Source organism: Microbispora catharanthi, from assembly GCF_006334915.2.
Lineage (GTDB): Bacteria > Actinomycetota > Actinomycetes > Streptosporangiales > Streptosporangiaceae > Microbispora > Microbispora catharanthi.
The window spans coordinates 457,408-476,012 of record NZ_VDMA02000005.1 but is presented as its reverse complement, the minus strand read 5'-3'; the positions used below and the strand labels follow the sequence as shown (position 1 = coordinate 476,012).

Annotated in this window: 19 protein-coding genes; 13 read left to right on the top strand and 6 right to left on the bottom strand. The window is 72.5% G+C overall.

Translation table 11 applies throughout. From position 1 onward, the window contains the following. Positions 1-132: 132 nt before the first annotated feature. Positions 133-645 carry a GNAT family N-acetyltransferase gene (locus FH610_RS12730; RefSeq protein ID WP_240808922.1) on the top strand — a complete coding sequence of 171 codons (513 nt, stop codon included), beginning with the start codon at positions 133-135 and terminating at the stop codon, positions 643-645. Between the two features lie 207 nt (positions 646-852). On the opposite strand, the gene FH610_RS12725 is transcribed toward FH610_RS12730, so the two are convergent. Both FH610_RS12725 and FH610_RS12720 read right to left on the bottom strand, forming a co-directional pair. Then, positions 853-1,602 carry a trypsin-like peptidase domain-containing protein gene (locus tag FH610_RS12725; RefSeq protein ID WP_161627985.1) on the bottom strand — a complete coding sequence of 250 codons (750 nt, stop codon included), beginning with the start codon at positions 1,600-1,602 and terminating at the stop codon, positions 853-855. A 39-nt stretch (positions 1,603-1,641) separates the two neighbouring features. Next, positions 1,642-2,550 carry a bifunctional helix-turn-helix transcriptional regulator/GNAT family N-acetyltransferase gene (locus FH610_RS12720; RefSeq protein WP_139574512.1) on the bottom strand — a complete coding sequence of 303 codons (909 nt, stop codon included), beginning with the start codon at positions 2,548-2,550 and terminating at the stop codon, positions 1,642-1,644. Between the two features lie 263 nt (positions 2,551-2,813). Between FH610_RS12720 and FH610_RS12715 the strand changes: the two genes are divergently transcribed. The 4 genes from FH610_RS12715 (at position 2,814) to thiI (ending at position 7,366) form a co-directional block, all read left to right on the top strand. Continuing rightward, entirely contained in the window at positions 2,814-3,839 is a 1,026-nt protein-coding gene (locus FH610_RS12715) for a 6-phosphofructokinase (protein WP_139574511.1), read from the top strand. A 184-nt stretch (positions 3,840-4,023) separates the two neighbouring features. After that, positions 4,024-5,274: a MacS family sensor histidine kinase gene (gene macS, locus FH610_RS12710; protein ID WP_139574510.1), complete on the top strand. Its 1,251-nt coding sequence runs from the start codon at positions 4,024-4,026 to the stop codon at positions 5,272-5,274. A 107-nt stretch (positions 5,275-5,381) separates the two neighbouring features. Continuing rightward, positions 5,382-6,038, top strand: a complete 657-nt coding sequence (locus FH610_RS12705; protein ID WP_139574561.1) for a response regulator — start codon at positions 5,382-5,384, stop codon at positions 6,036-6,038. 131 nt (positions 6,039-6,169) lie between these two features. Further along, entirely contained in the window at positions 6,170-7,366 is a 1,197-nt protein-coding gene (gene thiI / locus FH610_RS12700; RefSeq protein WP_139574509.1) for a tRNA uracil 4-sulfurtransferase ThiI, read from the top strand. A gap of 89 nt (positions 7,367-7,455) precedes the next feature. On the opposite strand, the gene aroF is transcribed toward thiI, so the two are convergent. Beyond that, entirely contained in the window at positions 7,456-8,496 is a 1,041-nt protein-coding gene (gene aroF / locus FH610_RS12695; protein WP_139574508.1) for a 3-deoxy-7-phosphoheptulonate synthase, read from the bottom strand. 251 nt (positions 8,497-8,747) lie between these two features. Here aroF and FH610_RS12690 point away from each other — a divergent pair, with 251 nt between their 5' ends. Together FH610_RS12690 and FH610_RS12685 are read left to right on the top strand one after the other, a co-directional pair. Further along, the gene (locus FH610_RS12690) at positions 8,748-9,368 is read left to right on the top strand and encodes a sulfite oxidase-like oxidoreductase (RefSeq protein ID WP_139574507.1); all 621 of its coding nucleotides are present in this window, start codon (positions 8,748-8,750) and stop codon (positions 9,366-9,368) included. 27 nt (positions 9,369-9,395) lie between these two features. Beyond that, positions 9,396-10,538 carry a sensor histidine kinase gene (locus tag FH610_RS12685; protein WP_240808921.1) on the top strand — a complete coding sequence of 381 codons (1,143 nt, stop codon included), beginning with the start codon at positions 9,396-9,398 and terminating at the stop codon, positions 10,536-10,538. Between the two features lie 125 nt (positions 10,539-10,663). Here the strand turns inward: FH610_RS12685 and FH610_RS12680 are convergent, their stop codons facing one another. After that, positions 10,664-12,028 carry a sensor histidine kinase gene (locus FH610_RS12680; RefSeq protein WP_139574505.1) on the bottom strand — a complete coding sequence of 455 codons (1,365 nt, stop codon included), beginning with the start codon at positions 12,026-12,028 and terminating at the stop codon, positions 10,664-10,666. 214 nt (positions 12,029-12,242) lie between these two features. Between FH610_RS12680 and FH610_RS12675 the strand changes: the two genes are divergently transcribed. Next, positions 12,243-12,971, top strand: coding sequence for a LytR/AlgR family response regulator transcription factor (locus tag FH610_RS12675; protein WP_139574560.1), 729 nt, complete (start codon positions 12,243-12,245; stop codon positions 12,969-12,971). A 33-nt stretch (positions 12,972-13,004) separates the two neighbouring features. On the opposite strand, the gene FH610_RS12670 is transcribed toward FH610_RS12675, so the two are convergent. Continuing rightward, positions 13,005-13,586 (bottom strand): TetR/AcrR family transcriptional regulator, encoded by a 582-nt coding sequence (locus FH610_RS12670; RefSeq protein ID WP_240808920.1) that lies wholly within the window; start codon positions 13,584-13,586, stop codon positions 13,005-13,007. 77 nt (positions 13,587-13,663) lie between these two features. On the opposite strand from FH610_RS12670, the gene FH610_RS12665 reads away from it, so the two are divergent. Together FH610_RS12665 and FH610_RS12660 are read left to right on the top strand one after the other, a co-directional pair. Further along, positions 13,664-14,608, top strand: a complete 945-nt coding sequence (locus FH610_RS12665; RefSeq protein ID WP_139574503.1) for an ATP-binding cassette domain-containing protein — start codon at positions 13,664-13,666, stop codon at positions 14,606-14,608. Beyond that, on the top strand, positions 14,605-15,432 hold the full coding sequence (locus FH610_RS12660) for an ABC transporter permease (RefSeq protein WP_240808919.1): 828 nt from the start codon (positions 14,605-14,607) through the stop codon (positions 15,430-15,432). The genes FH610_RS12665 and FH610_RS12660 overlap by 4 nt, the downstream gene beginning before the upstream one ends. Before the next feature lie 446 nt (positions 15,433-15,878). Here the strand turns inward: FH610_RS12660 and FH610_RS12655 are convergent, their stop codons facing one another. Next, on the bottom strand, positions 15,879-16,718 hold the full coding sequence (locus FH610_RS12655) for a deoxyribonuclease IV (RefSeq protein WP_139574502.1): 840 nt from the start codon (positions 16,716-16,718) through the stop codon (positions 15,879-15,881). A 206-nt stretch (positions 16,719-16,924) separates the two neighbouring features. Between FH610_RS12655 and uraD the strand changes: the two genes are divergently transcribed. The 3 genes from uraD to pucL are packed head-to-tail and all read left to right on the top strand — an operon-like array spanning position 16,925 to position 18,604. Then, positions 16,925-17,398, top strand: coding sequence for a 2-oxo-4-hydroxy-4-carboxy-5-ureidoimidazoline decarboxylase (gene uraD / locus FH610_RS12650; protein WP_139574501.1), 474 nt, complete (start codon positions 16,925-16,927; stop codon positions 17,396-17,398). Continuing rightward, complete coding sequence (gene uraH, locus FH610_RS12645) at positions 17,395-17,742, top strand: hydroxyisourate hydrolase (RefSeq protein ID WP_139574500.1); 348 nt, start codon at positions 17,395-17,397, stop codon at positions 17,740-17,742. The genes uraD and uraH overlap by 4 nt, the downstream gene beginning before the upstream one ends. Before the next feature lies 1 nt (position 17,743). After that, positions 17,744-18,604, top strand: coding sequence for a factor-independent urate hydroxylase (gene pucL, locus FH610_RS12640; protein ID WP_139574499.1), 861 nt, complete (start codon positions 17,744-17,746; stop codon positions 18,602-18,604). The last annotated feature ends 1 nt before the right edge of the window (position 18,605 follow it).

The following is an 18,605-nucleotide window of genomic DNA, read 5'->3' as shown; positions in this document are numbered from 1 at the left end:
GAATCGCCACCCGCTACGACAAGACTCCTGCGAGCTACCTCGCCGGCCTCCACCTCCGCGCTGCGATGATCTGGATCAAAGACCTCACCCGGACCACCCCTTGATCACAACCCGATACGCGCCCTAGGACATGTGGCTTGGCCGCCTGAGCTGATCCGGACCGAGCGGCTCGTGCTCCGTGAGCCCGAGGCGCGGGACCGCGCAACGTTCGTCGAGCTGCTCGCCTCGCCAGAGGTGCACACCTACCTCGGCGGTCCCCGCCCGCGTGACGAGCTTGAGCGTGAGATGCCCGAGGTGCCCGAGCGATGGCCCGGGAGTTTCGTCGTCGAGCTCGACGGGGCGATGATCGGCCAGATCCTGCTCAGGAGAGCAGCCGGGCACCGTCGCCCGGCTGCCGCGGGGAAGGTCGATCTCGGCTACCTGTTCCTGCCGCGAGCGTGGGGATTCGGGTACGCCACCGAGGCGTGCGCGGCGGCACTCGACTGGTTCGACGGCGCCCTTCCCGGCGAGCCGGTGGTGCTCACCACCCAGAGCGCCAACGTCGGCTCGATGCGCCTCGCGGCAAAGCTGGGGTTCACCGAGGTCGAGCGGTTCCAGGCCTGGGACGCCGAGCAGTGGCTCGGCCTGCGGCCCCCGGCCACGTGATGGGGCTATGCGATTCCGGCTCTGGCGCTTCCCCTGGATGCTGTTGGTGATCTTCACGATGGTGGCAGGTCGTGGATGAGGCGTTCGAACGGTCGAAGAGAGCGACGCGATCTCGAGCGCAAGCGACGGAAGGGACATCCGCCCTCTTAGGAGTGTCTGACAAATGCTGCCCGTCGCGCAGCAGGGCCATGATTTGTCAGGCACGACCTAGGAGCAGGGGTCGTGCGGGACGGCGGTGATGGCGTTCTCGCCCGCCGCCGCGACCGCCTCGATCTGGGCCGCGGTGAGCGCGTAGCCGACGTCGGCCCTGTCCATGTCCACCGCGAAGACCATGCCCATCGCCCGGTCTCCGCCGGTGACGAGCGGCGCGCCCGACATACCGGGTGTGACGGCCGCGCCCTGGAAGCGGTGGACCTGCCGCGACACCCGTTTGCGGTCGTAGATGTCGTACGACTCGGCGGGCTGGTCCGGCCGCACCGTGGCGGGGAGCACGGCTGGGACGGCCGCACCCTTGGGGTAGCCGACGACCACGGCGGCGGTCCTCGCGGCCCTCGTGAGCCGCAACGGCTGGGCGGTGAGCCCCGGTGCCCGCAGGACGGCGGCGTCGACCTCCGGGTCGAAGGCCACCACCCGCGCGGCGAACCGCCGCCCGTCGTCGAGGACCACCTCCAGGTCGCGGTCCACCCCCGCCACGACGTGGGCGTTGAGCAGGACCCTCTCGGGCGCGTAGACGAATCCGGTCGCCTCCGTCCGCTGGTCACAGGAGGAGGCGAACCCCCGGACTCGTACCACGCTGTGCGTGAACGGGGTCTGGGCCCCGGCCCCGGCCGTGCGGGCGGCGGACGGCCGGCGAGCGGGTGGTGAGTGCCCAACCGTGGCCGCGCACCCCGCCGTGCTCCCTGCCACGCACACCGCGAGGGCCACCGCTCCCGCGCCCCGCCCCGCCGATCCCAGCATGGGGATCATGGTAGGGATCGCCCGGACCGACCCGGAAGGTCACAGGTCCCTGGCCCAAACCTGATCGTTGACGGGGATGCCCGTCTCCTCGCTCAAGTGTTGCTCCACCAGTTCGAACCCCGCGGCCTGGTAGATCTGGCGGGCGCTCGCGAGCACGTCGCGGGTCCAGAGCGTGATCCGCCGGTAGCCGGCCGCCGCGGCGAAGCGCAGGCACTCCTCGACCAGCCGCCCGCCGATGCCCATGCCGCGCGCGGACGGCTCGACCAGCAGCAGGCGGAGCTGGGCCGTCGTGTCGTCCTTGCGCACGCAGAAGACGCACCCCACCGGCTCGCCGCGCACCTCGGCGATCCAGCACGCCTCCCGGCGGGGGTCGTGGTCCTCGACGTACTCGGCGACGATCCGCGCGACCAGGGCCTCGAACGCGGCGCCCCAGCCGTACTCCTCGCTGTAGAGGGCCCCGTGCCGGTGCACCACCCAGCCGAGGTCGCCCGCCCGCGGCGGCCTGATCACGTACGGCTCGCGCCGCTCGGCGGGCTCAAGCAGGCTCCGCACGGCGCCCATCGCGGAGACGAGCCGCCGGCGTTCGGGATCGGTCAGCTTCGCCAGCAGGGTCTCGATCTCGGCGGCCGAGCGCCGGTCGAGCACGGCGAAGGTGTCGCGGCCCTTGGGGGTGAGCCGCACGACCTGGCGGCGGGCGTCCTCCGCCGACCGCTCCCGGGACACGAGCCCGTCGCTCTCGAACCTGGCGAGGATCCGGCTCAGGTAGCCGGGGTCGAGACCGAGCATGGTCCTGATGTCCGCGGCGTCGGCCGCCTCCGTGGTGCCGAGTTCGAACAGCACCCGCGCCTCGGTCAGGGAGTAGGAGGTGTCGTGCATTCCCGCCCCGAGCACGCCGATGACGGACGTGTAGAAGCGGTTGAACGCACGGACTTCCGGAACGATGTCCATTTTTCCCTTGCCTATCTCAAGGAAATGGTTGACGCAGTCAAACATAGAACCGCGGAGCGCCGTTGGGAAGACGCCTCTCACGACGCGGGCGGTCTCGCCGTGCGAGACTGGGTTGGTCTGGTCGGCCGGGTGGCGTAGCCTCTCCTTTTGGTCTAGACCATTGAGATAGGCTCAGGCAGAATGCGGTGCGGTGGAGCGCCGGGGTCTGTGTCGGGCCGGCCGCGCCATTCCACGCGTAATCCCAGATGGAGGAAGAACCCGTCATGCGTATTGGAGTCCTGACCGGAGGCGGCGACTGCCCCGGGCTGAACGCGGTGATCCGCGGCGTCGTCCGCAAGGGCGTCGGCGTGTACGGGCACGAGTTCGTCGGGTTCCGGGACGGCTGGCGTGGCCCTCTGGAGGGCGACACCATGCCGCTCGACATCCAGGCCGTCCGGGGCATCCTGCCGCGTGGTGGCACGATCCTCGGCTCCTCCCGCACGAACCCGATCAAGATCGAGGGCGGCGTCGAGCGGATCAAGGAGAACCTCGCCGCGCAGGGCGTCGACGCGCTCATCGCCATCGGCGGTGAGGACACGCTGGGCGTGGCCAAGCAGCTGTTCGACCGCGACGTGAAGGTCGTCGGCGTGCCCAAGACGATCGACAACGACCTCAACGCCACCGACTACACCTTCGGCTTCGACACCGCGGTCAACATCGCGATGGAGGCCATCGACCGGCTGCACACCACGGCCGAGTCGCACCACCGCGCGCTGATCTGCGAGGTCATGGGCCGCCACGCGGGCTGGATCGCGCTGCACGCGGGCATGGCGGCCGGCGCCAACGTCATCCTCATCCCGGAGAAGCCGTTCGACATCGAGAAGGTCTGCGCCTACGTCGAGTCGCGGTTCAAGACCCGCTACGCGCCGATCATCGTCGTCGCCGAGGGCGCCCACCCGCTCGAGGGCCAGATGGCGCTGCAGGCGGGCGAGCTGGACGCGTTCGGCCACGTGCGTCTCGGCGGCATCGGCGAGGTCCTCGCCAAGGAGATCGAGAAGCGCACCGGCAAGGAGGCCCGCACCACGGTCCTCGGCCACATCCAGCGCGGCGGCACGCCGACCGCCTACGACCGCGTTCTCGCGACCCGCTTCGGCCTCGGCGCGATCGACGCGGTGCACGAGGGCGACTACGGCAAGATGATCGCGCTGCGCGGCACCGACATCGTCCGCGTCGCCCTCGCCGAGGCGACCGCCGAGCTCAAGACCGTGCCGGCCTCCCGCTACGAGGAGGCCGAGGTCTTCTTCGGCTGATCGGTCGCGGGCCCGTCACCGCGGCCCGCGCACGATCCGGTACGGCTCCCGCGTCGCCCCGCGGGAGCCGTACGCATGCGCGGCCCCGAACGGCTCCGAATGAACCGCGGGGGCGCGGCGATTGCCCGAATATGTGAGCGGAGGGCCCGGCCCTCCCGGCTCGATCAGGAGAGGGCGCCGCGCGATGGGCATCGAGGGACCGTTCTGGCGGGCGATCGCGGTCTTCCGCGTGGCGTCGCTCGCGTACGCGGCGTTGCTCGTGCTCAGGGCCGGCGGCTACGCCCGTCCCGCCGTGGCCTGGGCCGTCGTCGGCGTGATGGCCGTCTGGACGGTCCTCACGCTCGTCCCGCGTGCCGCCGCGCGGCGTGAGCCGCTGCTGGCCGCCGACCTCGTCGTCACGGCGGGATGTCTGCTGGCCACGCCGTACGCGCAGAGCCGCGGCGACATGCTGGCCGGGGCGATCCCGATCACGGCGACCTGGGTGGCCGGGCCCGTCCTGGCGTACGGCGTGGCGCGGGGACGCCGGGCCGGTGCGGTCGCCGCCGCGATCATGTCGGCGGCCGACCTGTGGCTGCGCAGCGGCAACGGGGTCGACCTCGCCTCGATCCCGGTGAACGGCGCCGTGCTCATGTTCATGGCCGGAGTCGTCGTCGGGCACGTCGCCCGGCTCGCACGGCAGGCCGAGGAGCGCATGCGGCGCGCCGCGCGGATCGAGGCGGCGGGCCGCGAGCGGGAGCGGCTGGCCCGGGGCATCCACGACTCGGTGCTCCAGGTGCTGGCCCTGGTGCAGCGCAGGGGCGCGGAGATCGGCGGCGAGGCGGCCGAGCTGGGCAGGCTCGCGGGGGAGCAGGAGGCGGCGCTGCGGGCGCTGGTGCAAGCCCCGTCCGTGGCGGAGGTGCCGGAGCCCGCCCCGCCGCCCGGTCTACGCGGCCGGCTCCGGCCGCCGGCGCGGCCTCGCCGTCCATTCGCCGCCGAAGTGACCTCCCCTGAGGCGGACCTCACGGGGGCCGGCCCGGCGGAGCCCGAGGTCGATCTGCGTGACCTCCTGCGGCCGTACGGCACCTCCCGGGTGACCGTGTCCGCGCCCGCGACGCCGCTGCCGTTGCCGGCCGAGAGCGCGCGGGAGGTGGCGGCGGCCGTCGGCGCGGCCCTCGACAACGTCGTGCGGCACTGCCCCGAGGGCGCCCGCGCGTGGATACTCGCAGAGGAGGACGGCGGCACGGTCGTCGTCACCGTACGCGACGACGGGCCGGGCATCGCCGAGGGCCGCCTGGAGCAGGCGGCCCGGGAGGGGCGCATGGGCGTGGCCCGCTCGATCCGGGGCCGCGTGGCCGACCTCGGCGGCACGGTGGCGATCACCTCGTCGCGGACGGGAACGGAGATCGAGCTGTCGGTCCCGGTGCGGGCGGACGAAGGGAGCGAGAGGCGGTCGTGAGCGGAGACGGACGACTGCGCGCGAATGATTCGGCGCGTCCGGCCACGGGCGCGGGGGCCGAGGACGAGGCGGCGGCCGGCGGCCGGGAACGCCGGCGGGTGCGGGTCATGGTGGTGGACGACCATCCGATGTGGCGGGAGGCGGTCGCCCGGGACCTGACCGAGGCCGGCTACGACGTCGCCGCCGCCACCGGGGAGGGCCGTCAGGCGCTGCGCGTCGCGGCGGCGGTGCGGCCGGACGTGGTGGTGCTCGACCTGCGGCTGCCCGACCTGCCGGGGGTGGAGGTGGCCCGGGGGCTGGGCGCGTACGCGGCCCCGCCGCGCGTGCTCGTCCTGTCGGCCAGCGCCGAGGAGGCGGACGTGCTGGAGGCGGTCAAGGCGGGCGCCTCCGGATATCTCGTTAAATCGGCGAGCCGGGAGGAGTTCCTGGACGCGGTCCGGCGCACCGCCGAGGGCGACGCCGTCTTCACTCCCGGCCTGGCCGGGCTGGTGCTGGGGGAGTACCGCAGGCTGGCCCACCGGTCCGCCGGCCCGGGGCGGGACGTCGCGCAGGACGGCCCCCGGCTGACCGACCGGGAGACCGAGGTGCTGCGCATGGTCGCCAAGGGCCTGACATATCGGCAGATCGCCGAACGTCTGGTGCTGTCGCATCGCACCGTGCAGAACCACGTGCAGAACACGCTGAGCAAGCTCCAGCTCCACAACCGGGTCGAGCTGGTCCGCTACGCGATAGAGAAGGGCCTGGCCGAACTCGACCAGGCGTAATCGGCGATGTCGCGGACGGCATTACAGTGGGGAAGCCCGCATCGCTGTGACGCGTTGTCCTTGGCGTATGTCCCCCGGCCGTGCCCTCCCCGGCGTGACGGCCGCCCATGTCCGTCCGGAGGTTTCCACAGATGACCATGACCGCCCTCGGAGAGCCCTCGGTGCTGCTCAAGTTAGGCGAGGTGGTTCTGAAGGGCCGGAACCGCGAGATCTTCGAGATGCGCCTGCGGGCGAACATCAAGCACGCTCTCAAGGGCCACCGGGTCGACATCCGCCAGCGGCACGGGGTGATCGCCCTGTTCCTGCCCTCGGGGACCGAAGTGGAGGAGGCCGAGACGGTGGCGGCCCGCGTGGCCGACGTGCCCGGGATCGTGCTGGTCCACCTCGCCTGGCGGGTGGCGAAGGACCCCGACTCGATCACCAAGGCCGCGATCGAGCTGATCAGGGACAGCGACGAGGTAGCCCGCAAGGCGCGCTTCGCCGTACGGTCGCGGCGTCGTGACAAGCGCTTCCCGCTGCGCTCCAACGAGCTGGACCGCGTGGTGGGCGGGGTGATCAACGACACCTTCGGGCTGCCGGTCGACCTGAGCAACCCGGAACTGACCGTGCACATCGAGGTGGACAAGGACGAGGCGTTCCTGTTCACCGGGGGCCGCCCGGGCCAGGGCGGCCTGCCGGTCGGCTCCAGCGGCCGGGCGCTGGCGCTGCTGTCCGGTGGCATCGACTCCCCGGTCGCCGCCTACCGCATGATGCGGCGCGGCCTGCGGGTGGACTTCCTGCACTTCTCCGGCATCCCGTTCACCACCTCGGAGTCGATCTACAAGGCGTACGCGCTGGTGCGCAACCTGGACAAGTTCCAGGGCAAGTCACGGCTGTGGGTGGTGCCGTTCGGCAAGGCGCAGCAGTCGATCAAGAACTCCGGCCAGGACCGGCTCGCGGTGATCGCGCAGCGGCGGTTGATGCTCAAGACGGCCGAGGAGGTCGCCCACCGCATCCACGCCGAGGCGCTGGTCACCGGCGACAGCCTCGGCCAGGTCTCCTCGCAGACCCTGGCCAACATCACGGCCCAGGATCACGCCGTGGACCTGCCGATCCTGCGCCCGCTGATCGGCCTGGACAAGACCGAGATCATGGCCGAGGCCCGCCGGATCGGGACGCTGGAGATCTCCGAGCTGCCCGACGAGGACTGCTGCACGCTGCTCGCGCCCCGGCAGGCCGAGACCCGCGCGAAGATCGAGGACCTCAAGCAGATCGAGCGGCGCCTGGACGCCGAGGACCTCGCCGCCCAGCTGGCCGACTCGATCCAGCCGTACAAGCTCGACGTCTGAGACGGCGTTCGTCCTTCGGCCCCGCCGGGACCCGGGACCGCCTGACGCGGTTCCCCGGCCCCGGCGGACCGGGTTCGGGCGGGACGGGTTCAGGCGGGGATCGGGGACGCCGCCGTCGTCGCGGTGCGGCCCAGCAGCGGGGGGAAGTCGCGCATGACCGCCGCGAGGTCGTCCAGGTCCCCGTTCACCAGGGCCTGCGGGCCGTCGCACAGGGCCTGCTCGGGGTGGGGGTGGACGTCGATGATCAGGCCGTCGGCCCCGACCGCGACGGCGGCCCGCGACAGCGGCAGCACGAGGTCGCGCCGCCCGCCGGAGTGCGACGGGTCCACGATCACCGGCAGGTGCGACAGCCGCTGCACGACCGGGACCGCCGAGATGTCGAGCGTGTTGCGGGTGGCGGGCTCGTAGGTGCGGATGCCCCGCTCGCACAGCACGATGTCGAGGTTGCCGCGCTGGGCGACGTACTCGGCCGCCATCAGCCACTCCTCGATGGTCGCGGTCATGCCCCGCTTCAGCATGACCGGCTTGCCCGCCGCGCCCACGGCCTGCAGCAGCGCGAAGTTCTGCGCGTTGCGGGTGCCGACCTGCAGCATGTCGGCGTACGACGCCACGAGCGCCACGTCGTGGGCGTCCACGACCTCGGTGACGATCGGCAGGCCGGTCCGCTCGCGCACGTCGGCCAGGATCCGCAGGCCCTCCTCGCCCAGTCCCTGGAAGGCGTACGGCGAGGTGCGCGGCTTGTAGGCGCCGCCGCGCAGCAGCGTCGCGCCCGCCGCCTTGGCCATCAGCGCGGCCTCCAGCGTCTGCTCCGGCGTCTCGACCGCGCACGGGCCCGCGATCAGGGTGACGGTGTCCGGGCCGATCGGCACGCCGCGCACGGTCACCGTGGAGCGTTGGGGATGGTTCTCCCGGCTCACGAGCTTGTACGGCGTGGAGACCCGCACGACGTCCGCGACGCCCGGCATGGCGCGCAGGTTCAGTGTGGCGAACTGCTCGACGTCGCCGATGAGGCCGACGATCGTACGGTTCACGCCGCGGCTCGCGAACGCCTCCCCTCCGGCGGCGGCGACGAGGTCGGCGATCGCCTCGATGTCGTCCTGCGTGGCCTCGGGGGTCATGACGATGACCATGATGACTCCTGTCGCTGTGAACGGTGCGGGTCCGGAAAACGACGAAGGCCCCGGGTCCGTGTGGACCCGGGGCCTTCGTTCGCCGTGGCTGTCAGCGCAGCGCATGGAGGCGATCGGTCCTCACGGGTCCGTCGCCATACCAAAACGACCAAGCGGTGCGCATGTGACGCAATATAGCGCACGCTTCCTTGATCGTGCCGCACCCGCACCTCCGGGGTCCGGTGCGGCCCGTCCTCCGGGCGGATGGCAGGATGGCGTGCGTGCCGGAGAAACCTGAGGAGGAGACGCGCCTGCCACCGGGCCAGTACGTCCCACGCGGACGGCCCGTCGTCCACTACGGGCGGGTCCCGGCGTTCCGCCCTGAGACGTGGCGTTTCCAGGTGTTCGGCGCCACGGCCTCGGGCCGGGTCCACGAGTTCTCGTGGGAGGAGTTCTCCGCGCTGCCCAGGACGACGGTCGTCGCGGACTTCCACTGCGTCACAAAGTTCTCCCTCATGGGCAACGAGTGGAGTGGCGTTCCCACGTCGGTGCTGCTCGACCGCGTCCCCCCGGCGCCGGGCGTGCGCCACGTCATGGTCTGGGCCGAGTACGGCTACAGCGCCAACGTGCGCATGTCCGACTTCGACCGCCCGGCCACGCTGTTCGCCACACACCTCGACGAGAACCCGCTGTCGCCCGAGCGCGGCTATCCCGTACGGATCGTGGTGCCGCACCTGTACGCCTGGAAGAGCGTGAAGTGGGTGCGCGCGGTCGAGTACCTGACCGAGGACCGGCGCGGCTTCTGGGAGGATCGCGGCTACCACAACGTGGCCGATCCCTGGAAGGAGCAGCGCTACTCATATCAGGAGGACCCGGGCGACGGCCCTCCGTGAGGCCGCCGAGCGGCTACGGTGTCCGGCGTGTCTTCAGCCGTCTGGGTCGCGCTGTGCGCGCTCTGCGGGGTCTGCGGCGGCGCACTGGGCCGCGCCCTCGCCTGCCGCGGGCCGGCCCCCGGCGAGCTGCCGGGGGAGGCGACGCTCCTCGCCCTGCGCGTCGCCGGGCGGGCGGCGGGCTCGCTGCGCGCCGGGCTCACCCGCGGCTCCGCCCGCCGCGCCGCACGGCACCTGCGGACGTTGCTCGGCACCGCCGGCCTGGTGGTCGCCACAAGCGACCGCGTCCTGGCCAGGGACGGCACGGGTGTGCCGGCGGACGAGGCGGTCCTCGCCGAGGTGCGCGCGGCCATGGCGGGCGGCAGGCCACACCGCGCCTCCGCCGCGGGCGGCGACCGGCACGGGGTGGTCGTCCCCCTGACCGTGGAAGGGCGGGCGGTCGGCGCGCTCGCGGCGTACGACGCGGAGATCGGCGCCGCCATGGTGCGCACGGCGGCCGAGGTGGGCCGCTGGATGTCCGGCCAGCTCGAACTCGCCGAACTCGACGCCTCCCGCAGGCGGACCCTGGAGGCGGAGGCGCGGGCCCTGCGGGCGCAGATCTCGCCCCACTTCGTGTACAACTCGCTGACCACGATCGCCTCGTTCGTCCGGACCGATCCCGAGCGCGCCCGCGAGTTGCTGCTCGACTTCGCCGACTTCATCCGGTATGCGCTGCGCCGGGCGGCCGACTTCACCTCGCTCGCCGACGAGCTGAGCTGCGTGGACCGCTACCTGCTGCTGGAGCAGGCGAGGTTCGGCGACCGGCTGCGCTTCACCGTCCAGGTCGCCCCCGAGGTGCTGCGGGTCGACGTGCCGTTCCTGTGCCTGCAACCCCTGGTGGAGAACGCCATCAAGCACGGCATGCCGGGCGAGGTCCGGGTCGTGATCAGGGACGCCGGGCCGGAGGCGCACATCTGGGTCGAGGACGACGGCGTCGGCATGGACCCCGAGCATCTGCGGGCCGCGCTCGCCGAGGAGAGCAGCGGGATCGGGCTGAGCAACGTGGATGTGCGCATGCGCCACCTCTACGGCCAGGACTACGGGCTCATGGTCGAGACGGCGCCCGGCAAGGGGACCCGCATCCGGCTGCGCATCCCCAAGACACGCCCCCGGGCCGTCCCGGCCCGCTCCTGAACCCCGCCGGTCGACGAGTGCACCGCAGGGCGGGTTCCTGCGGCGGTCACGGGGGGGCGAAGCACGTGCCCCGCCGGCAACCCGCGTCTCCGACGACGGTGGCCCCCGATGGCCGGACCGGGCGCTCAGCCGGTCAGGAGCGGGAGCCGGAGGACGAACCGGGCGCCGCGCGGGGAGTCCTCGACGCACAGGCTGCCCTCGTGCGCCACCGCGATCGCCCGGCACAGGGCCAGGCCGAGGCCGCTGCCGTCGGGGTCGAGGCGCCGTCCCGCCTCCAGGCGGGTGAAGGGTTCGAAGATGCGCTCCCTGTCCTCCTTGCCGACGCCGTCGCCGTCGTCCAGCACCACCACCAGCGCCTGGGCGCCGGCGCGCTCGGCGCTCACGTCCACCAGGCCGCTGGCATGGCGCTGCGCGTTCACCAGAAGGTTCGTCACGATGCTGGCCAGCTGCACACGGTTGCCGAGGACCCGCACGTCCGGCTCGGTCCTGGCGCGCACCTGCACGCCCGTGGTGCGCGCCGCCTCGGCGCGTACGAGCGCCCCGAGGTCGACCGGCTCGGACGAGCACGGCGTGTTGCGGAGCCGGGCGAAGGCGAGCAGCTCGTCGATGATCTGCTGCATGCGTTCGGCGGCAGGCAGCGACCTGGCGATCGCCTGCCGTGCGTCGATCTCCGGGTAGAGCAGCGCCTCCTCCAGCCCGGTGCGCAGGCCGGTGAGCGGGGACTTGAGCTCGTGGGACACGACGGCGGCGAACTCCCGCTGCCGCGTCACCGCAGACTCCAGCCGGCTGAGCGTCTGGTTCGCGGCCCGGGCCAGCCGGGCGATCTCGTCCCGGCCGGACGGCTGCGGCACCCGCAGGGACAGGTCGTTGGCGTTGATCTCCGACATCCGCTGCCGGATCGCGTTGATGGGGCGCAGGATGCGACCCGTCGCCCGCCAGGTCGTCCATGTCCACAGAGCGGCCAGCAGCACCCCGCCGGCGCCGATGAGGAACTCCAGCCGCCGCCCGCGCAGGGCGGGCGGCTGGTCCGTGCCGGCGTAGACGAAGTGGGGCTCGCCCCGCCAGAGCTCCCAGGACTGCAACGACGGGACCCGGGCGGCGGTGAGCATGACGCACCGCTCGCTCTCGGGGCACTCGGTCACGTCGAGGAAACGGTTCTCCTCCGTCGGCCGGACCGTGCTCAGCGGCCGATCACCGGCCATGGGCCCGGCCGTCACGACCCGGCCCCGCGAGTCGACGAGCTGGACGAGCGGGACCCGCGCCGTCGGCGCCGGCGGCGGAACCTGCCCGCGTTCCATCAGGCCGATCCACTCGGTCGCGACCCGGCGGGTCTCCCTGTAGATCTCGGCTTCGACCCGGTGGCGGATCAGCAGACACAGGCCGACCCCGATCACCGCGGCGACGAGCACGGACACCGCCGCCACGGTCAGCGTCACGCGCGCCTGGATGGAGTGGGGGAAGGGAAGGAACGTGGCCGGCCTGATGCTCATCGAAGTTCCTCGTTGGGCCTGGTCTCCCTGTCAACGGTAAGCAGCCGTAGCGGACAAAAGGCCTTTAGACGGCAAAAGCCGAATAGCTCTACCTAGTCTTGGCGTGGAGGTTGCCTCGGCATCGGCCACGATGGTGGCGGAGAGTATCGGGAATGTCACCTACCGCTCGGTCACCCCTTGCGCGGAGGGCGGGGCACGCGGCACGGTGGACGCCATGCTGCGTGTCCTCGCGGTGGACGACGAGGTCCCCGCCCTGTCCGAGCTCGCCTTCCTGCTCCGCCAGGACGCCCGGGTGGAGCACGTGAGCACGGCGACCGACGGCGGGGCCGCCCTGCACGACATGGTCCAGATGATCGCCGACGGGGAGCGCCTCGACGGCGTCTTCCTGGACGTGCGCATGCCGGGCCTCGACGGCCTCGACCTGGCCCGGCTCATCGGCGGTTTCCCCACGCCTCCCCGCCTGGTCTTCGTCAGCGCCCACGACTGCGCCGTCCAGGCGTTCGAGCTGGAGGCCGTCGACTACCTGCTCAAGCCCGTACGCCCGGAACGCCTGGCGGAGGCCGTACGCCGGCTCTCGGCCGCCGTCGCGCCTCCCGGCGCAGAGGAGGACCTGGAGACGATCCCGGTCGAGCTCGGGGGCCGCACGAAGTTCGTGGCCAGGCAGGACGTGTGCTATGCCGAAGCCCACGGCGACTACGTGCGCCTGCACACGGCCGACGCCGTCTTCCTCGTGCGGATGTCCCTCGCGGCGCTGGAACGCCGCTGGGCCGGCGCCGGGTTCGTCCGGGCCCACCGCAGCACACTCGTCAACGCCCGGCACGTCAGCGAGCTGCGCTTCGACGCCGGACGGGTGGTCCTGCAGGTGGGCGGCGAGACGCTGCCGGTGAGCAGGCGGCACACCCGGCAGGTGCGCGAGCAGCTCGTCCGACAGTTCCGTCCCTGAGCCTCCACGCGATCACCCGCACCCCGCGGCGCCTCAGGGGCGGGCCGGGGACACGACCATGCCGCTCTCGAAGGCGCGGGTCACGGCGGCGGCGACGCCGTGCCGGGGGAGCAGCCCCTTCTCGGCCGCCTCCCAGCCCGTGTAGGTGAGGGCCCACAGCACCTGCTGGATCCACTCGGCGCTGACGCCGGGGTCGAACACCCCCTCGGCCTGGCCGCGCTCGATGAGGGTGACGGTGGTCGGCACCGACAGATCGGGCTCGAAGCAGGCCGTGAACTCCTCGAGCACCCGGGGGTCGCCGAACAGGAACGCCAGGCGGTCCCCGGCGTCCACCAGGGCGGCGATCAGCCTGCGCATCGCCTCGAGCGGCGGGCCCTGGTCGATGGCCGCCCCCGCCGTCGACCTCTCCACGACACGGAAGGAGTCGACGACGGCCGCGTTCACGAGGTCCTGCCGGTCGGAGAAGTAGCGGTGCAGCGTGCTGCGGCCGATCTGGGCGGCTTCGGCGATGTCCGCGAGCGTCGCGCCGCGGTCGCGGGCGAGGACCGAGGCCGCCGCGGCGAGGATGGCACGGCGCGTGCGGCTGCGCGTGCCCGATTCCCTGGTGTCGGTCACCCCCGGAAGGCTAGCAGCGCCTCCATTAGGAGACGATCGCGGTTGATAATGAGACATCAAAGTCCCATTATGGAGAGATGAACTCTTACTCTATCGTCGCCGAGGGGCTGGGCAGGCGCTTCGGCGAGACCAGAGCCCTCGACGGGTTCGACCTGAGGGTCGCCGACGGGAGCGTGTGCGCGCTTCTCGGCCCGAACGGCGCGGGCAAGACCACCGCCGTCCGCGTGCTGACCACGCTGGCGCGGCCGGACTCCGGCCGCGCGCTCGTGGCCGGGTTCGACGTCGCGCGGCAGCCGGCCGAGGTGCGCCGCCGCATCGGCCTGGCCGGGCAGGAGGCGGCCGTGGACGAGATCCTCACGGGGCGGGAGAACCTCGAGATGTGGGGGCGGCTCCACCACCTCCGCGCCGCGGCGGCACGGCGCCGCGCGGGCGAGCTCCTGGAGCGGTTCGGGCTGTCCGAGGCGGCCGACCGGCGGGTCAGGCACTACTCCGGAGGAATGCGGCGGCGTCTCGACCTGGCGGCCGCGTTCCTTCAGGCCCCGCGCGTGCTCTTCCTCGACGAGCCGACCACCGGGCTCGACCCCCGCAGCCGCACGGAGGTCTGGCGCACCGTGCGCGGGCTCGCGGACGCCGGCAGCACCGTGCTCATGACGACGCAGTACCTGTTCGAGGCCGACCAGCTCGCCCGGCAGATCGCGGTGATCGACGGGGGGAGGGTGATCGCGGACGACACCCCCGAGCGTCTGAAGTCGCTGATCGGCGGCGACCACCTCGACCTCGTCGTGCGCGATCCCGCCCGCCTCGGCGATGCCGTCGCGGTCCTCACGGGCGTCGCGCAGGCCGAGCCCGTGGCCGACGCGGACGCCCGCCGCCTGACCGCCCCCGTACGCGACCGCGTCGGGGCGCTCACCACGGTCGTACGCGAGCTGGAGCGGCGCGGCATCGAGGTCGAGGACGTCTCCCTGCGCCGTCCGACGCTGGACGAGGTGTTCCTGAGCCTGACGGCGGAGGCGGCGGCGTGAGCGCCCTTGCCGCCCCGGACGCGCCGCCCCGGTGGGACGAGCGGCTGCGCTGGACGCTGTCGGACGCGTCGGTCATCGCCCGCACCAACCTCAAACACTGGGTCCGCAACCCGGCCGCCGTCCTCAACCTGACGCTGTATCCGATCGTCATGGTCGTGCTGTTCGGCTACGTCCTCGGCAGTGCGATGAACGTCGCGGGCGGCGGCGACTACCGCGAGTTCCTGATGCCGGGCATGTTCTCCCAGACGATGGCGATGGGGGTGATGACCACGATGACGGTGGTCAGCCTGCAGACCGCCCGCGGGGTGACCGACCGCTACCGCTCGATGCCGATCTCGCGGCCCGGCGTGGTGCTCGGCCGCGCCTTCGCCGACATCGTCAACTCGGTGCTCGAACTGCTGATCCTGCTCGGGTGCGGCCTGGTCGCCGGATGGAGCTGGCACCGGGGGATCGGCGACGCCCTGGCCGCCGTCGGCCTGCTCCTCCTGCTGCGCTTCGCGCTCATCTGGGTGGGGATCTACCTCGGGCTGGCGCTCACCCCGGAGGCGGCGAGCGCGGCCTGGCTGCCGCTGCTGCCGCTCACGATGCTGGCCAACACCTTCGTGTCCCCGGCGCTCCTGCCGGGATGGCTCGGGGCGATCGCGGAGTGGAACCCGCTGTCGGCGACGGTCGCCACGTGCCGGATGCTGTTCGGCAACCCCGGCCGGCAGGGCGATTCCTGGGCCGCCGAGCACGCCCTCACGCTGGCGATCGGCTGGCCGCTGCTGATCACGCTCGTCTTCCTGCCCCTGTCCGCCCGGCGCTACCGCCGCCTCGGCGGCTGAGCTGCGCACACTCGTCGGGAACGCGCGGGCCGGCCGGGGCGTCTTCGCGCGCCCCGATCTACCGCTCGTCGTCTCCCGGGGCCCGCTCGTCGTGCGGGAGCGGGCCGCATGGCGCTAACTAGAGACCGCTCGTCCGAAGGGCCATCCCCCCGCCCGACTACACCTCGTAGTCTTTCGCACGTCGCAAGACACGCGGGGTAATCACAAAGTGAGCAGGTTGTCACCGAGTGGTTACCAAGCGGGGCCCTACTCGGGGGGGAAGGGCCCCGCCCACGCGTATCGGGGGGTGCGCGGCGATCCGGCCATACGGGGGCGCCGGATCGCCGCGAACGCCCCATCCCCGCTTTCCCCGCGGCGCCGCTGCCCCTGAACGCGGGGCGCCGCTACCTCAGAACGCCGGGTGCCCCGCCGCGGCGCGGTCACCGGCGGCCCCGGGGACGCACCGGTCAGGCGCCGCGCAGCTTCTTGAGCAGTTCGATGTCCTCGCGGTGCTTTTCCACCTTGCCGGGCGTCTCGATGCAGATGGGCACCCCGGCGGCCGTGGGGTGGCGCATCAGCTCGGCGAACGCCTGGGCGCCGATGTGCCCGGCCCCGATGTTCTCGTGCCGGTCCCGCTTGGAGCCGCAGGGGTCCTTCGAGTCGTTGGCGTGGATCAGCTTGAGCCGGCCGGGGGCGACGTCGTTCAGGGCGTCCATCATCTCCTTCACCCCGCCCGGCGCGGCCAGGTCGTGCCCCGCCGCGAAGGCGTGGCAGGTGTCGAGGCACACGCCCACCTTGGGGTGGTGGTCGAGGGCCTCCAGATAGGGACCGAGGTCCTGCACGGTCGCGCAGAGCATCTGGCCCTGGCCCGCCATCGGTTCGAGCAGCAGGTCGGGGCCGTCGTCCGGAAGCTCGTCCAGCACCGGCAGCAGGTGCTCGTGGATCTGGCGCATCGCGGCCTCGCGCGACTGGCTCACGGCCGAGCCGGTGTGGACGACCACGCCGAGCGCGCCGGTCTCGGCGCCCCTGCGCAGGGTGTGGCGGATCACCGCGATCGAGTTCTCCAGGGTCTCCGGCGTCGGCGACCCGCAGTTCACGAGATAGGCGGCGTGCAGGAAGACCGGCACGCCCGACTCGCGGAGCTTGGCGTCCTCGGCGGGGTTGCCCTCGCTGAGCGCCCAGCCGCGCGGGTTGGTGACGAAAACCTGGATCATCTCCGCGCCGATGTCGGCCGCGTACTTCAGCCCGCCCTTGGCGAGGCCACCGGCGACGAAGACGTGTCCGCCGATGAGAGTGGAAGGAGTCATGATGCCCCCAGAGTATTGGCACAGGTATGGGCACAGGACGTTGGCGCAGGCTGGTGCCGCCCCCCTTTTGCCACAGCCCCTTCTGCCGCAGTCCCTTTTGCCGCGGCCCCTTTGTCACAACGTACAAAGCGGCGCCCGGAGCAGGGCGTCCGGTTCGGACTTCGCGCCGCTGGAATCGCCTCGGGCCCGGCGGTTGACTGACGGGCATGCGCGAACTCGGCCGGGAGGACCTGCGGTCCTGCTGCGCCTCCGCCAGGTGGCTGGAGGCGGTCGCCGCGCGCGGGCCGTTCCGGGATCTCGACGGGCTCCGCCGCGCGAGCGAGGCGGCTCTCGCGGCGCTCACTTGGGACGACGTGCTGGAGGCGCTGGCGGCGCACCCGAGGATCGGCGAGCGGCCTGACGGCGCGGGACGCGAGGCCGCGTGGTCCCGGACCGAGCAGTCCGGGACCGCGGACGCCGGCCGCGAGGTGCTCGGCGCGCTCCGCGAGGGCAACGCCGCCTACGAGAGCCGGTTCGGTCACGTCTACCTGGTCTGCGCGACGGGCCGGGAGGCCGGCCAACTGCTGGCGCTGCTGCGCGACCGGCTCGGCAACGACGACGAGACCGAGCGCGAGGTCGTCAGGCACGAACTGTCGAAGATCGTCGCGATGCGGCTGACCAAGCTCTGGGAGGGCCGGTGAGCCTTTCGACGCACGTGCTCGACACCGCCGCCGGGCGGCCGGCCAAGGACCTGTTCGTACGGCTGTCGCGGCGCGCCGCGCACGGCTTCGTGCCGGTGGCCGAGGGCCGCACCGACGGCGACGGCCGCATCCGGGACTGGACGCCGCTGGGCCGGGAGTGGGACCCGGCCGAAGATCCGCGCCCGGGCACCTACCGGCTCGTGTTCGACACCGGCGCCTACCTGGGGGACGAGGCGTTCTTCCCCGAGGTGAGCGTCGTGTTCGCCATCCGGGAGGCGGGCGAGCACTACCACGTGCCGCTGCTGCTGAGCCCGTTCGCCTACTCGACCTACCGGGGGAGCTGACGTGGCCGTTCTGGGGCCGAACAGGTATGGCAAGGCCGAGACGAGGGTCGTGCGGGTGACCCGGCACGGCGACGCCCACCGGATCAAGGACCTCACGGTCAGCACGTCGCTGTCGGGCGACATGACCGAGGTGCACCTGAGCGGGGACAACTCCGCCGTCCTGCCCACCGACACACAGAAGAACACGGTCTTCGCGTTCGCCAAGAAGCACGGCGTCGGGATGATCGAGGACTTCGCGCTGCTGCTGGCCCGTCATTTCGCGGACTCCCAGCCCGCGATCCACCACGCGAGGGTCGCCGTCGAGGAGCACGCCTGGGAGCGCAACGGCGCGTTCGGGCACTCGTTCGTCCGCTCGGGCCGGGAGGTCCGCACCTGCGTGGCCCACCACGACGGGACGCGGTCCTGGGTGGTATCCGGGCTGCGCGACCTCGTCGTGCTCAACACGACCAACTCCGAGTTCTGGGGCTTCGCCAGGGACGAGTACACGACGCTGCCGGAGACCCGCGACCGCGTCCTGGCCACCGCGGTGGACGCGGCGTGGCGGCACGCGGACGCCTCCCAGGACTGGGACAAGACCTACGAGAACGCGCGGGGCGCCCTGCTCGCGGCCTTCGCCGACACCTACAGCCTGTCCCTGCAGCAGACGCTGTACGCCATGGGCACGCGCGTGCTGGCCGAGTGCCCGGGGGTCTGCGAGGTGCGGCTGTCGCTGCCGAACAAGCACCACTTCCTGGTGGACCTCGCGCCCTTCGGGCTGGACAACGACGGTGAGGTCTTCTTCGCCGCCGACCGGCCGTACGGGCTGATCGAGGGCACGGTGCTGCGCGAGGACGCGCCCGCCGCCGGCCCGGCCTGGGAGTAGC

Excerpts from the sequence above, each read along its gene's own strand:
- FH610_RS12655 (WP_139574502.1), bottom strand. The coding sequence starts at position 16,718 with ATGACTCCTTCCACTCTCATCGGCGGACACGTCTTCGTCGCCGGTGGC.
- FH610_RS12680 (WP_139574505.1), bottom strand. The coding sequence starts at position 12,028 with ATGAGCATCAGGCCGGCCACGTTCCTTCCCTTCCCCCACTCCATCCAG.
- thiI (WP_139574509.1), top strand. The coding sequence starts at position 6,170 with ATGACCATGACCGCCCTCGGAGAGCCCTCGGTGCTGCTCAAGTTAGGC.
- macS (WP_139574510.1), top strand. The coding sequence starts at position 4,024 with ATGGGCATCGAGGGACCGTTCTGGCGGGCGATCGCGGTCTTCCGCGTG.
- FH610_RS12675 (WP_139574560.1), top strand. The coding sequence starts at position 12,243 with ATGCTGCGTGTCCTCGCGGTGGACGACGAGGTCCCCGCCCTGTCCGAG.
- FH610_RS12705 (WP_139574561.1), top strand. The coding sequence starts at position 5,382 with ATGGTGGTGGACGACCATCCGATGTGGCGGGAGGCGGTCGCCCGGGAC.
- aroF (WP_139574508.1), bottom strand. The coding sequence starts at position 8,496 with ATGGTCATCGTCATGACCCCCGAGGCCACGCAGGACGACATCGAGGCG.
- FH610_RS12690 (WP_139574507.1), top strand. The coding sequence starts at position 8,748 with ATGGCGTGCGTGCCGGAGAAACCTGAGGAGGAGACGCGCCTGCCACCG.
- FH610_RS12720 (WP_139574512.1), bottom strand. The coding sequence starts at position 2,550 with ATGGACATCGTTCCGGAAGTCCGTGCGTTCAACCGCTTCTACACGTCC.
- FH610_RS12665 (WP_139574503.1), top strand. The coding sequence starts at position 13,664 with ATGAACTCTTACTCTATCGTCGCCGAGGGGCTGGGCAGGCGCTTCGGC.
- FH610_RS12725 (WP_161627985.1), bottom strand. The coding sequence starts at position 1,602 with ATGCTGGGATCGGCGGGGCGGGGCGCGGGAGCGGTGGCCCTCGCGGTG.
- uraD (WP_139574501.1), top strand. The coding sequence starts at position 16,925 with ATGCGCGAACTCGGCCGGGAGGACCTGCGGTCCTGCTGCGCCTCCGCC.
- FH610_RS12715 (WP_139574511.1), top strand. The coding sequence starts at position 2,814 with ATGCGTATTGGAGTCCTGACCGGAGGCGGCGACTGCCCCGGGCTGAAC.